A 12612-nucleotide genomic window follows, 5' to 3' on the forward strand; every position below is an offset into this window, starting at 1 on the left:
CGCCCGGTTACATTCCGAACCCGGAAGCTAAGCCTCACAGCGCCGATGGTACTGCAGGGGGGACCCTGTGGGAGAGTAGGACGCCGCCGAACAATTCTTCTGAGAAGCCCCTGCCGGGGATACCGGCAGGGGCTTTTCGCATTTCTGCGGCTCCGCGTCCGCGGCGGGCGCCGGGGCCGGGGGTGGACCTAACACCACCCTGAAGTCGGGTGGGACAGCCAGTGCGTCCGTCCGGGTGCGGGGGAAAACTGGGTCAGGACGATCGGAGCCGGTCTTCGGCATCGGCATCATCAGCGGCATCGGCAAGCGGGAGTGCTCGTGGCAGCGACGGAGAGTCGGATCAGCGGGGGCGCCGGCGTGCGCGTGCGGACCGAGGCGGCGCTCGCGGCGGGCGGGCTCGGGCTGACCCGGCTGGCGCTGTTGGTGCTGGTCATGGTCCCGACCGTGGTGGTGCCGGCCTTCTGCACGGTGTTCGCCGGCGCCACCGTCGCGTGGATGCTCGACGCCTACTATCCGGCGGCATTGTTCGCGCTGGTCGCCGCCGCGGTCGCGGGGCTGGCGTCGGCCGGGGTGTTCGTACGGGCCTCGGCGCGACGGACCCGGGCGCAGCTCGGGGACTGGTACGGGATACGGCTGCCGGTCTCGTACAGTCCGCGGCCGGCCCTGGAGACGGACGCGCGCGGTCACTGGTGGACGGGCTACTCCTACCACCGCTCCCACAGCGTCGCCCGGCTCGCGCAGCTGCTGCACTGGGCGGTGCGGGACCGGGCGACCCGGTCCGAGATGCTCTGGCTGGTGGTCAGTCCGCCGCTGGTGCTCGCGCTCGGGGTGGTGGTGGCGGGTCTGCTGGCAGGTGGGGTGGTGAGCCTGGTCGTGGGGGCGGTGAGCTACAAGTCCTACGGTCCGTCCTCCACGGGCGCGGCGACGCTGCTGGGCTCGATCCTGCTGGGGTTCGCGCTGATCGCCCTGGGCCTGCTGCTCGCGCCGAACGCGGTGCGCCTGTACGCGGAGGCGGGCCGGCGGGTGCTGGACCAGGACGGCCGGGCCACCCACGCCCAGCTGACCCGTCGGGTGGCCGAACTGACGGAGACCCGCGCCGATGCGGTCGGCAGTCAGGCGGCGGAGCTGCGGCGGATCGAACGGGACCTGCACGACGGCGCGCAGGCGCGGCTGGTCGCGATCGGGATGACGCTGGGCACGATCGAGCACCTCATGGAGACGGATCCGGCGGCGGCGCGGGAGTTGCTCTCGGAGGCCCGGCAGTCCTCGGCGCGGGCGCTCCAGGAGCTGCGTGACCTCGTCCGCGGCATCCACCCGCCGGTTCTGGCCGAGCGCGGCCTGGGCGACGCGGTGCGGGCGCTGGCGCTGGACAGCGCGCTGCCGACCGAGGTGTGCGTCAGCCTGCCGGACCGGCCGCCGGCGCCGGTGGAGGCGACGGCCTACTTCAGCATCTGCGAGCTGCTGGCGAACGCGGCCAAGCACTCGGGCGCCGAGCAGGTCTGGGTGGACATCCTCTACCGGGCCGGCCGGCTCCGGGTCACGGTGACGGACGACGGGGTCGGGGTGGCGGATCCCACCCGGGGGACGGGGCTGCGCGGGATCGAACGCCGATTGGGTACCTTCGACGGTGTCCTCGCCATCGACAGCACGTCGGGCGGTCCGACCACCATCACCTTGGAGCTGCCGTGCGAGTTGTCCTCGCCGAGGACCTCTACCTCCTTCGAGAAGGTCTGATCCGCCTGCTGGAAGCGCACGGCTTCACGATCGCCGCAGCGGTCGAGACCGGTCCCGAACTGCTGGACGCACTGCTGACGCACCGTCCGGACGTCGCGGTGGTCGACGTCCGGCTGCCACCGACGCTGACCGACGAGGGTCTGCAAGCGGCCCTCAAGGCACGTCGGGAGATTCCCGGGCTTCCGGTGCTGGTGCTGTCGCAGCACGTCCAGCAGCTCTACGCGCGGGAGTTGCTGGCCGACGGCACGGGCGGGATCGGCTACCTGCTGAAGGACCGGGTGTTCGCCGCGGACCAGTTCATCGACGCGGTCCGCCGGGTGGCGGCCGGCGGAACCGCGATGGACCCGGACGTCATCGCCAAGCTGATGCAGACCACGGCCCGCCGTCCTGGGCCGTTGCAGCGGTTGTCGCCCCGCGAGCGGGAGGTGCTGGAGCTGATGGCGGAGGGCTGCTCGAACTCGGCGATCGCCGCCCGGCTGACGGTGAGCGACGGGGCGGTGGCCAAGCACATCGCCAACATCTTCACCAAGCTCGAACTGGCCCCGGCGGAGGACGCCAACCGCCGGGTGATGGCGGTGCTCGCGTACCTCAACGGAACAGCGGGACGGGTGGTCTGACCGGCCACCCGTTCCGCCGGGAGTGACGGTCCGGGCTGCGAGAACGCTGAGACAGGTGTACGAGTAAACTCCGGTGGGCCGAGCCCGGAGGTGCCTCAGCCGTCCGGCGCCCCGACACGCGGGAACCGGCAGCCGGGGCAGCGTACGGCCTCAGCCGACATCCAGGGGTTGATAGACGTAATGGCACGCCCATCGCTCACCAAGGCCCACCGGGGCCTGCTCGGCCTGGTCGCGGCCGGGGCCTGTGTCATCTCGGGTATCGGCTTCGCCGGCTCGTACAGCGCGGTCAAGGAACTGGCCGAGGAGAAGGGCTTCGGCGCCTTCTCCTACGCCTTCCCGATCGGTGTGGACGCGGGCATCGTGGTGCTGCTCGCGCTGGACCTGGTGCTGACCTGGCTGCGCATACCCTTCCCGCTGCTGCGGCAGACCGCCTGGCTGCTGACCGTCGCGACGATCGCCTTCAACGCCGCGGCCTCCTGGGGCGACCCGCTCGGGATGGGCATGCACGCCGTCATCCCGCTGCTGTTCGTCGTGGTGGTCGAGGCCTCGCGGCACGCGGTCGGGCGGATCGCGGCGATCACGGCGGACCGGCACATGGAGTCGGTCCGGATGATGCGCTGGGTGCTGTCCCCGGTGCCGACCTTCCGGCTGTGGCGGCGGATGAAGCTGTGGGAGCTGCGTTCGTACGACGAGGTCGTTCGGCTGGAGCAGAACCGGCTGGTCTACCGGGCGCAGCTGCGCTTCCGGTACGGGCGGGGCTGGCGCCGCTCGGCGCCGATCCAGGCGCTGCTGCCACTCAAGCTGGCCAAGTACGGGGTGCCGCTGGACCCGGCGGTGTTCGAGCGGATGGACGAGGAGACGCAGGCGGCGCGCGAGGCGAAGGAGGCCCGCGAGATCGAGGCCACGGCCCGCGCGGAGGCGTCGGCCGCCCAGGAGGCCCGGGTTCCGGCGGAGAGCCGTGCGGCGGCCCTGGTACCGGCCGGGCAGGCGGAGCCGGCCGCGGCGCCGAGCCGGCCGCAGGGCGGCGGCCGGGCGCCGGTTCCGGGTGAGGCTCCGACCGCTCCGCCGCAGCAGGTGCGGCCCGGTCCGCAGACCGCTCCGCAGGCAGGGCCCCAGCCGCAGCAGCAACCGCAGGCCCAGGCCGAGCCGGCGCCCGCCGAGGTGCTCGCCAGGCTGGCCGCCGTGCGGCTGCGTGACGCGCAGGAGCCGGCGGGCGAGGAGTCGCAGCTCCCGTCGCAGCCGCAGGAGGAGCTGAACGTCTGGACCGAGCGCGCCGTGCGGACCACCGGCCATCCGAGCGACGGGGCGCCGGGCGGCCGGGTGCCCGGTCAGGTCTCGCCGTGGTTCAAGGCGCCGCGGCCGACCGGGCCCGGCGAGCAGCCGGAGGACCCGCGGCAGCCGGGCGCGGCCGACCACGGTGCTCCTGCCGAACCGTACGCCGACTACGCGGACGAGCCGGGCTTCCCGCCGGAGGCCGGGTTCGCGGAAGGGGAGTACGCCGAGCCCGAGGCCGTCCAGGAAGTGCCGGAGGCCGTGGAGCGCCCGCAGCGGCCGTTCGGTCCCGCGCCGCGTCCGGGCTCGCACCGGTTGGATCCCGAGCAGGTGTTCGATGCGCTGGTGAGCTACCTGGAGACCTTCGGGCACGAGCCGGATCCGCAGCGGCTGGCCGCCTGGCTGACCGAGAACTACGACGTGACCGGCAGCCGTGCCGACGGTTCGGTCCACCCGAAGGACATCGAGGTGCTCCTTCCGGAGCTGCGCGGCCGGTACGCCGCTTCCGGGCGGGACTGACCCGTCCGCAGCCCGCCAGTCCGTTGGTCCGTTGTGTGCCCGGGCCGTTGACGCCCGGGGGCGGCCCACCTACCTTCGCATCAACAATCCGTTGAGGCGTTGGCCGGGCGCGGGTCCGTGCGGATGCCCGCGTGAGGAGTGACGGATGCCGCGGGTCGGGACGGGCGGTACCGGGGAGACAGGTCCGGCGGGGTTCTCCGCCGCCGCCCGGGCCGCCGTGGACGCGCTGCTGGCACCGGTCGACGCCGAGCTCGCGCGTCGCTACCCGGGCGATCCGGGCGGCCGCCAGCCGGTCCACACCGTCTACGTGCCGGCCGACGCCTTCGCCGCCGACACCGTGCGCAGCTGGGGCCGGCGGGCGTTGGAGGCCTTGGACACCCACGCCGGGACCCCGGCCGAGCTGGCCCGTGCGCTCGGGGTGCCGGCCGACGCGTTGCTCGCCGAGGTGCACCGCAGGGTGCGAGCCAAACTGGAACGCGAGCCGGTCGAGGACCTGCGGATCGACTTCGAGGACGGCTACGGCCCGAGGCCCGACGCCGAGGAGGACGCGGACGCCGTCCGCGCCGCCGTGCTGGTCGCCGCCGCGGTCGCCGACGGCGTCGCCCCGTCCTGCGTCGGTATCCGGATCAAATGCCTGGAGGCGGCCGTCCGGGAACGGGGCATCCGCACCCTGGAGCTCTTCCTCACCACCCTGCTGGCCCGCGGCGGACTGCCCGGGGGGCTGGTGCTGACCCTGCCCAAGGTGACCTACGCCGAGCAGGTCAGCGCCCTGGCCGGGCTGCTGGCGGACTTCGAGCGCGCCGCCGGGCTGCCGGTCGGCCGGCTCCGCTTCGAGATCCAGATCGAGACCACCCAGGCGGTGCTGGGTCCGGACGGGCGGGCCACCGTGGCCCGGATGATCGGGGCGGCCGAGGGGCGGGTCGCCGGCCTGCACTACGGCACCTTCGACTACAGCGCCGCGTGCGGGGTCGCCGCCGCCCACCAGAGCCTGGACCACCCGGTCGCCGACCACGCCAAGGCGGTGATGCAGGTGGCCGCCGCCGGGACCGGGGTCCGGCTGTCCGACGGCTCCACCAACGTGGTCCCGGCCGGGAGCACCGCCCAGGTGCACGCCGCCTGGAAGCTCCACCACGACCTCGTCCGCCGCTCGCTCTCCCGGGCCTACTACCAGGGCTGGGACCTGCACCCGGCGCACCTGCCGGCCCGGTACGCCGCGGTCCACTCCTTCTACCGGGAGGGTCTCGGCCCGGCCGCCGCCCGGTTGTCGGCGTACCTGGCGGGGGCCGGCGGGGACGTCATGGACGAGCCGGCGACGGTCCGGGCGCTCGGCGGGTACCTGCTGCGCGGGCTGGACTGCGGGGCGGTGGACCTCGCCGAGGTCGGCGGCGCGACCGGCCTGGACCGCGCGGGGCTGGAGGCGCTCGCGGGCCGCCGCTGAGCGACCGGCACCGAGGCGGGCACCGAGGCGGGCACCGAGACCGCCGCCGGGGCCGCCGCCGGAGCCGCCGGACGGGACCCGACCGGTCGGCGCGGCCGGGGGTTAGGCTGGCGGAGCGGTCCCCGGGCGAACTGCCGTCCGGCGCGGGCCGCACCGCCCGCCCCCTCGTCGTCGTCCGGGAGAACCGCCGCGCCATGCCCGCCACACCGGAGCCGACCCCCAGGCCGTACCTGACCATCCGGAGCGCGGGCACGCACGAGCTGGAGATCAAGAAGTCCCGGTTCCTCTGCCACCTCGCCCGGGTCGCCGACGAGGAGGAGGCCCAGGCGTTCATCGCCGGCATCCGCAAGCAGTACTGGGACGCCCGGCACAACTGCACCGCCTTCGTGGTCGGCGACGACCAGCGCCGCGAGCGGTCCAGCGACGACGGCGAGCCCGGCGGGACGGCGGGCGTGCCGATGCTGGAGGTGCTGCGCCGGCGCGGCGTCACCGACACGGTGGCGGTGGTGACCCGGTACTTCGGCGGGATCAAGCTGGGCGCGGGCGGCCTGGTGCGCGCGTACGGGAGCGCGGTGTCGGAGGCGCTGGACGAGGTCGGGCTGCTGGAGCGGCGGCCGGTCGCGCTGCTCGCCGTGACGGCGGACCACACCCGGGCCGGGCGGGTGGAGAACGATCTGCGGGCGGCCGGGTTCACGGTGAGCGACCTGGCCTACGGGGCGGCCGGGGTACGGATCGAGGTCGGGGTGCCGGAGCCGGAGGTCGCGGCGTTCCACACCTGGCTGGCCGAGGCGACCGGTGGGACGGCGGTCGCGGTGGCGGCGGGCCGGACGTACGTCGAGGTGCCGGTCTGAGCCGGACGGTCTGAGCCGGACGGCCCGAAGGGGCGGCGAGCGGGGCGGTCCGAACGCTCGGTGCCGGGCCGGTACGCGGTTCCGGACAGCTTTTCGGCCGCTTTCCGGCCGCTCGGTCCCGGGTGCGCGACGCCCTGCCTAGCCTGGTCGGATTCCGCCGACCAGGGAGCCGAAGACCGTGATGCCCGTCGTCCGGACGATCACCCTGGACCCGGGGGACAGCACCGGCTGGCACTACCACCCGGGCCGGGTCGACGTCGTGGTGCTCGCCGGCACGCTCACCCGGACCCTGCACGACGGCCGGGTGGAGGTCAGCCGTGCCGGGGACTGTCTGGTCGAGCACGCCGGGCCGGTGCACATCCACGTCGGCCACAACCGCGGGACCGTGCCGGTGGTCCTGGTCGCCCGCTACGAGGCGCCGGCGGGCCGCCCGCTCGCGGTGTCCGTGCCGGTGCCCGCGTGGAGCCGCAGCGGCGCCGGGCAGAGCGCCGGCTGACGCGCTCACAGCTCTCGCCGCGACCGGCCGCCGCTCCAGCAGATCCTCGTCGGCCGCGCTGGTCGGCTTGAGCAGATTCACCCGAATGTAGTGACGTGGCCCGGAGTTGGAACTTCCGCTCCGGGCCATGGCGTTTCCTGGGCACAGGTCCGGCGAACCGGACCAAAGACCCATCGATGGAGGACACGGGACCCCACCACCGAACCCGGAGGTATGTGCATGACCTGGGAACGCTCCTCGTCGTCGCCCGTCCACGCCGGCCCGCCCGGCCTCGGCAACCCCGCGACGCCCTACCGGATGACCGTCACCACCGCCCTCCCGCACGTCGACGCCCTCGCCCTGGCCGACCAGTGCCTCGCCGCCTGGCTGAAGCAGGAATGGTGCGAGGAACCCCCGCCCCCCGAACAACCCGCCCCGACCCCCCGCACGGACGCGTCCCCCGCCGAACGGTTCCGGCTCGGCGAGCGCGTCCTGCTGGACCGTGACGGCGGCCCGCTCGACGGCCCGTGGCCCGGCGGCCGCTACGACCGCCGCCGGGTGCGCACCCCCGCGCCGCACGGCGCCGACCGGCTCACCGTCACCGTGGCCACCGGGCCCGTCGGCCCGACCTGGCTCCGGCTGGAGGCCGCGGCGCACACCGCCGCCGGTGGTCTGCGCGCACCGGGCCGGGTGCCGGTGCCCGAGGTGGTCCGCACCCTGCTGCCCCTGCTGGACGCAGCCGACGGCCCGGCCGCGCTGTCGGCCGTGCCCCGGGTGCTCACCGCCGCCGGGGTCGACCGGCTCGTCGACGAACTGTGCGACCCGGACCGCCGGATGCCCACCGTGGTGGCCAGCGTGCCGGCCGGTCTCGGCACCGGACCGTGGCTCGCGGACGTGGTCGCTCCGCTCTGCGACCAGCTGCCGGGCCTCGCCGGCCTCTACGTGCTCGACGCGGACGCCCGGACCAGGTTCAACGTCGCGCTGGAGTACCACGCCGTCTACGGCGGCGCGGTGCGCACCTACCTGCCCGAGGTCGACCCGGCCTCGCGGCGGGACGGCCGCCGGCACCCGGTGCTGGCGCGCAACCGGATCGAGGAGGAGCCGCGGCGCGCGGCCGCCCTGCTCGCCCGCGAGCCGCGCCGGCTCGCCGCCGAACGGCCGCTGCCGCCGGTGCTGGCGTCCGTGCCGGTCCTGCGGGTGCCCCGGACCGCCGCAGAACCGGACCGCACACCACCCGGACCCGGGGCCCCGGTAGCCGCCCACGGGCGGGAGGAGCGCGAGCGGATCGCCCACCCCGGTCGGCACGAGGGCCGTCGGGAGCGCCACCACGAGCGGCCGAAGCCCAAGGTCCTGCCGGGCGGAGCGGTCACCGGGCGGGCGGCCGGGCCCGGCCAGGGGTGCGTGTCGGTCGGCCGGCTCTGCGCCACGACGGGCGGTGCGGGTGCCCCCACCGCGCCGACCGGGCCCGCCCGCCGGTCCGGCCGGCGGCGCGCCGGACCACCCGGCGCCCGCGGCGGCGTCCCGCTCAGCTTCACCGAACTGATGGCCCGGCTCGGCGAGTTCCCGCTGCTCACCTTCACCGGCGACCAGAAGGCCGCGCTCGCCCTCGACGAACTGCGCTGCGACGGTGGTGGCTGGGCCCGGCTCACCTGGGACGGCCTCACCGCGCTCCAGGAGTACGCCGAGGCGGCCGTGCGCGGCCAGGCGGGCGGCGACTTCAAGCAGTGGTGCGAGCGGACCCCGGCCGGCTGCCACCGCTTCCCGCCCCGCAAGGCGGTGCGCGGCGAGTCCAGGACGGTGCACAGCCACGCCAAGTGGAAACGCGAGCGGATGCTCCCGGTTCCAGAGTGCGTGGACGCGTCCAGGCGCGCGTTCATGGGCGCGCACCTGCGGATCGGCGGCGGCCGTACCGCGCCCCGGTTGCACTACCTCGACGACTGTTCGGGCAGTGGCCGGATCTATGTCGGCTACATCGGACTGCACCTGACCAACACCCGGACCAACTGAGAGGCTTGGCTGACCGGTGCGCCCGTTCGGTGGACAATGTCCGGGAGGGGGCGGGCCTCGGGGTGGCCGACGGGCTGCCGACCGCCCCGGGCAGGCGCCGGACGAGCATGGGGGAACGACCACCGATGCAGTACTCAGCAGACGGCCAGTCCGACGGTGCTGTCACGGCCCCCCAGCCGGGTTTCCTGGCCTCGGTCTTCCGTGACCTCGGGGTGGAGCCGGAGGACGACGGCCCGTCGGGCCGTCCCCCCGGTGCCCCGGCCGGCCCGTCGTCCGACGGGCCGACGGGCGCGGGCGGTGACGAGGCCGTCGCCGCCCACGCCCGGGCCGCCGCGCTCACCCACCACCGCACGCTCACCGTCCAGGCCGAGCAGGAGCGGCTGACCGACCTGCTCCGGCGGGCCGCGCTGCCCGTTTCGGCCATGGACTTCGAGAGCCAGCTGCGCCGCTACGAGCCGCGCCCCTACGCGGCCGACGGTCCGGCCGCGGAGGCCGGTGCGGACCCGGAGCCGCGCTGGGAGGACTTCGCGCCCGCCGAGCCGCCCGCCGCCGACCCCGACGAGGCCCCGTCCCGCCGACTGCTCGACTCCGGCTACCAGCGCGGGCTGGCGCAGGCCCGGCTCGACCACCAGCGCGCCCTGCGCGAGTGGCGCACCCGGCAGGCCGAGGCCGTCGACCCGGTGGCCGACGAGTACCGGCGCGCCCACGACGAGGCCGAACAGGCCCGGGCGCGGGCGGTGCGCGAGTACAACGACTCTCTGGAGGAGTGCCGCCGCGCCTACCGGCAGGCCGAGCCGGCCGCCGTCGAGTCGCTGCTGGAGCGCGCCCTCGCCGCCGCCGAGACCCACACCCAGGACCTTCCGGCGCCCTGCCGCGCCGTCTACCGGCCGCTGACCCGCACCGCCGTGCTCGACCTGGAACTGCCGGCCCTCGACGTGGTGCCCTCGCTGACCGGCTACCGGCTCGGCCCGGACGGTGAGGCCCTCCCGGTGCCGCGCCCGCCGGCCGACCGGGCCGCCGACTACCTGCGGCTGGTCGCCCGGCTCGCCCTGCGCGCCCTGCAGGCCGCCGACGCCGTCGACACCGACGAGATCCTCGCCGGGGTCGTCCTCAACGGCTGGCTGCGCGAGCCCGGCGGGGCCGAGCCGCTCTGCCTGGTGAGCGTGGACGCGGACCGCGACGCGCTGGCCCGCACCAGGCTGCTGCCGCCCGCCGATCCCGAGGACGAGCCCGACGGCGAGGGCGTCTACGCCGACGCCGAGCAGGACGAGGCCCTGGTCCGGCTGCGCCAGCTCGGCGCCGCCGTCAGCCCCGACCCGTACAGGTGGGTGGGCGTGGAGCCGGCCGCGCAGGCCGCGGCCACCGTCCCGGCCGCGCCCGACCTGTCGGCGAACGAGTTCGCCCAGCTGGTCCGGGAGCTGCTCACCCGGGGCGGACTCGGCCAGTGGAGCGTGCGGCTGCGCGGCCCGGCCGGGCTGGTCGCCACCGGCGAGGGACCGACCGGCAGCGCGCTGCCCGGCCGCTGGGTGGTCTGGGCCTCGCGGAGCGCCGGGCCGGTGGGGGAGGAGGAGATCCGCACGCTGGCGGACGCGGTCCGCGAGGAGTCGGCCGAGCGCGGCCTGCGGCTGACCACCGGCCACTTCACCGACGGGGCGCTGGACCTCACCGGCGAGGACGGGCACCGCCACATCCACCTGGTGGACGGGGACGGCGTGCGCGAGCTGGCGCGCACCCAGCTCGGTCTGCCGCTCGCCGCCGGGCGCTGAGCCGGTCGGCGGTCGGCGCGGGTCGGTCGGCGTACGGCCGGCTCACCCCGACGGACCGTCCGGCGGGCGCCGCCGCGCGGGCTGCACGACGCTGGGGGACACGGCCGTCCGGCCACGGACGACGGCCGGCCCGGGGACGGCGGAACACGGGGGAGACGAGTGGACGGACGGCCCGTCAGGGTGGAGGCGCGGTGACCGCGGTCCTGGTCGCCGCGGGGGCCTTCCTGATGACGCTGATCGGCGGCTGGGTCGCGCAGCGCACCGGCGACCGCCGCCACCTGGTGCTCGGCTTCGCCGCCGGGCTGATGCTCGGAGTCGTCGGCTTCGACCTCCTCCCGGAGGCGCTGCACCAGGCGCCCGAGGAGGTCCACGGCGTGCCGCAGGCGCTGCTGATGTTCGCGGCCGGCTTCCTGGCCATCCACATCGTCGAGCGGGCGGTGGCCATCCACCGCGGCCACGAGGGGGAGTACGCCGAGCACACCCACGGCCAGCGGCCCGCGCAGGTCGACGGCCACGCCCACGGGCATGCCCACGGCCGCGCCCGGGCCGGCGTCGACGGGCGCCAGGGCATCGGCCTGACCGCGGCCTTCGCCCTGGTCGGGCACAGCGTCATGGACGGCTTCGCGATCGGCGCGGCCTTCCAGGCCGGGACGACGGTCGGGACGGTGGTGGCGATCGCCGTGGTCGCGCACGACTTCGCCGACGGCTTCAACACCTACACGATCACCCGGCTCTACGGGAACAACAGGCGGCGGGCGCTGACCCTGCTCGCGGCGGACGCGCTGGCGCCGGTCACCGGTGCCGCGATCACCCTGCTGTTCACCATCCCCGAGCACCTGCTCGGCCTCTACCTGGGCTTCTTCGCCGGGTTCCTGCTCTACCTGGCGACCTCCGACATCCTGCCCGAGGCGCACAGCCCGCACCCCTCACGGACCACACTGCTCTGCACCCTCGGCGGGGTGGGCTTCATGTGGCTGGTGATCGGCCTCGCCGGCTGACCGCGGCGAGGCCCATGAGCACCGGCCCTGGGCCTGCAGGGCGTCCCACCGGGCCCGCATCGCGGCCAGCGCCTCGGTGATCGCCGGACGCCGTGAGGCCTGGGAGCGCCAGAGCGCGAACACCCGCCGGGCCGGCTCCGGCACCACCGGCCGGGCGACCACCCCCGGCGGCAGCGCGGCGCGCCCCAGCCGGGGCACGAGTCCGACGCCCAGCCCCGCCGCGATCAGCGCGATCTGCGTCTCGAACTCGCCGACCTGGTAGTGCACGTCCGGCTCCTCGCCGGCTTCGCGCAGCGTCCGGACCAGCCAGTCGTGGCAGATGTTGCCCGGCGGCACACTGGTCCACCGCTGCCCGCGCAGCCGCTCCTCCGGCACCGTGGCGAGCCCGGCCAGCGGGTGGCCGACGGGCAGCAGCAGGTCCAACGGGTCCTCGCCGAGCTCCATCCGGGACAGGTCGTCCTGGACCGGCAGCGGCACCGTCGGCCAGTCCTGGACGAGCGCCAGGTCGACGTCCCCGCGTGCCACCAGCTCGGCCGCCGGGTACGGGTCGCTCTCCAGCAGCCGCACGTCCAGGGCCGGGCAGCGCTCGCGCAGGTCGGCCAGCACGCCCGGCATCAGCCCGCGCGCGCCGGTCGCGAAGGCGGCCAACCGCAGCCGTCCGACCGCCTGGCCGCGCTGCTCCTCCAGCCGCACCTCGGCCCGCTCCACCAGACCCAGCACCGCCTGCGCGGTGGCGGCCAGTTCGCGCGCCGCGTCGGTCAGCACCACCCCGCGGCCTTGGCGCTCCAGCAGCACCGTCCTGGTCTCCCGCTCCAGCTTGGCGATCTGCTGGGAGACGGCGGACGGCGTGAAGCCGAGCGCCGCGGCCGCCCCGCCGACCGAGCCGTGCACCGCCACCGCGTGCAGCGCCCGCAGGCGCCCCAGATCCATCATGC

The 12612-nt window shown here is 75.7% G+C and carries 10 protein-coding genes and 1 rRNA gene; 10 read left to right on the forward strand and 1 reads right to left on the reverse strand.

The features are described 5' to 3' along the window. The 10 genes from rrf to ACFVVU_RS37215 all read left to right on the forward strand — a co-directional run. A 5S ribosomal RNA gene (gene rrf / locus ACFVVU_RS37170) occupies positions 1 to 92 on the forward strand; the annotation flags it as partial. Positions 93 to 318: 226 nt separating this feature from the next. After that, positions 319 to 1734: a sensor histidine kinase gene (locus tag ACFVVU_RS37175; protein ID WP_380683800.1), complete on the forward strand. Its 1416-nt coding sequence runs from the start codon at positions 319 to 321 to the stop codon at positions 1732 to 1734. Further along, positions 1686 to 2351 (forward strand): LuxR C-terminal-related transcriptional regulator, encoded by a 666-nt coding sequence (locus tag ACFVVU_RS37180; protein WP_380683801.1) that lies wholly within the window; start codon positions 1686 to 1688, stop codon positions 2349 to 2351. The genes ACFVVU_RS37175 and ACFVVU_RS37180 overlap by 49 nt, the downstream gene beginning before the upstream one ends. 180 nt (positions 2352 to 2531) lie before the next feature. After that, the gene (locus ACFVVU_RS37185) at positions 2532 to 4142 is read left to right on the forward strand and encodes a DUF2637 domain-containing protein (protein ID WP_380683803.1); all 1611 of its coding nucleotides are present in this window, start codon (positions 2532 to 2534) and stop codon (positions 4140 to 4142) included. A 145-nt stretch (positions 4143 to 4287) separates the two neighbouring features. Beyond that, entirely contained in the window at positions 4288 to 5580 is a 1293-nt protein-coding gene (locus ACFVVU_RS37190; RefSeq protein ID WP_380683804.1) for a DUF6986 family protein, read from the forward strand. Between the two features lie 194 nt (positions 5581 to 5774). Continuing rightward, entirely contained in the window at positions 5775 to 6431 is a 657-nt protein-coding gene (locus ACFVVU_RS37195) for a YigZ family protein (RefSeq protein ID WP_380683806.1), read from the forward strand. Positions 6432 to 6612: 181 nt separating this feature from the next. Then, positions 6613 to 6927, forward strand: coding sequence for a cupin domain-containing protein (locus tag ACFVVU_RS37200; protein WP_380683812.1), 315 nt, complete (start codon positions 6613 to 6615; stop codon positions 6925 to 6927). Between the two features lie 219 nt (positions 6928 to 7146). Beyond that, positions 7147 to 8913 carry a hypothetical protein gene (locus tag ACFVVU_RS37205; RefSeq protein ID WP_387794196.1) on the forward strand — a complete coding sequence of 589 codons (1767 nt, stop codon included), beginning with the start codon at positions 7147 to 7149 and terminating at the stop codon, positions 8911 to 8913. Positions 8914 to 9038: 125 nt separating this feature from the next. Then, positions 9039 to 10679 carry a restriction endonuclease gene (locus ACFVVU_RS37210; RefSeq protein ID WP_387794197.1) on the forward strand — a complete coding sequence of 547 codons (1641 nt, stop codon included), beginning with the start codon at positions 9039 to 9041 and terminating at the stop codon, positions 10677 to 10679. Positions 10680 to 10906: 227 nt separating this feature from the next. After that, positions 10907 to 11677: a ZIP family metal transporter gene (locus ACFVVU_RS37215; RefSeq protein WP_387794210.1), complete on the forward strand. Its 771-nt coding sequence runs from the start codon at positions 10907 to 10909 to the stop codon at positions 11675 to 11677. Here the strand turns inward: ACFVVU_RS37215 and ACFVVU_RS37220 are convergent. Further along, a complete protein-coding gene (locus ACFVVU_RS37220) occupies positions 11606 to 12610 on the reverse strand; it encodes a LysR family transcriptional regulator (protein ID WP_380683810.1) in 1005 nt (334 codons plus the stop codon). The two genes, ACFVVU_RS37215 and ACFVVU_RS37220, sit on opposite strands and share 72 nt — an antisense overlap. Positions 12611 to 12612 lie beyond the last annotated feature (2 nt).

It is taken from the genome of Kitasatospora sp. NPDC057965 (assembly GCF_042887135.1).
GTDB lineage: Bacteria > Actinomycetota > Actinomycetes > Streptomycetales > Streptomycetaceae > Kitasatospora.

What these genes read in the sequence shown, in the direction of transcription:
- ACFVVU_RS37185 (WP_380683803.1), top strand. Translation starts at nt 2,532, where the DNA reads ATGGCACGCCCATCGCTCACCAAGGCCCACCGGGGCCTGCTCGGCCTG.
- ACFVVU_RS37190 (WP_380683804.1), top strand. Translation starts at nt 4,288, where the DNA reads ATGCCGCGGGTCGGGACGGGCGGTACCGGGGAGACAGGTCCGGCGGGG.
- ACFVVU_RS37195 (WP_380683806.1), top strand. Translation starts at nt 5,775, where the DNA reads ATGCCCGCCACACCGGAGCCGACCCCCAGGCCGTACCTGACCATCCGG.
- ACFVVU_RS37200 (WP_380683812.1), top strand. Translation starts at nt 6,613, where the DNA reads ATGCCCGTCGTCCGGACGATCACCCTGGACCCGGGGGACAGCACCGGC.
- ACFVVU_RS37205 (WP_387794196.1), top strand. Translation starts at nt 7,147, where the DNA reads ATGACCTGGGAACGCTCCTCGTCGTCGCCCGTCCACGCCGGCCCGCCC.
- ACFVVU_RS37210 (WP_387794197.1), top strand. Translation starts at nt 9,039, where the DNA reads ATGCAGTACTCAGCAGACGGCCAGTCCGACGGTGCTGTCACGGCCCCC.
- ACFVVU_RS37215 (WP_387794210.1), top strand. Translation starts at nt 10,907, where the DNA reads ATGACGCTGATCGGCGGCTGGGTCGCGCAGCGCACCGGCGACCGCCGC.
- ACFVVU_RS37220 (WP_380683810.1), bottom strand. Translation starts at nt 12,610, where the DNA reads ATGATGGATCTGGGGCGCCTGCGGGCGCTGCACGCGGTGGCGGTGCAC.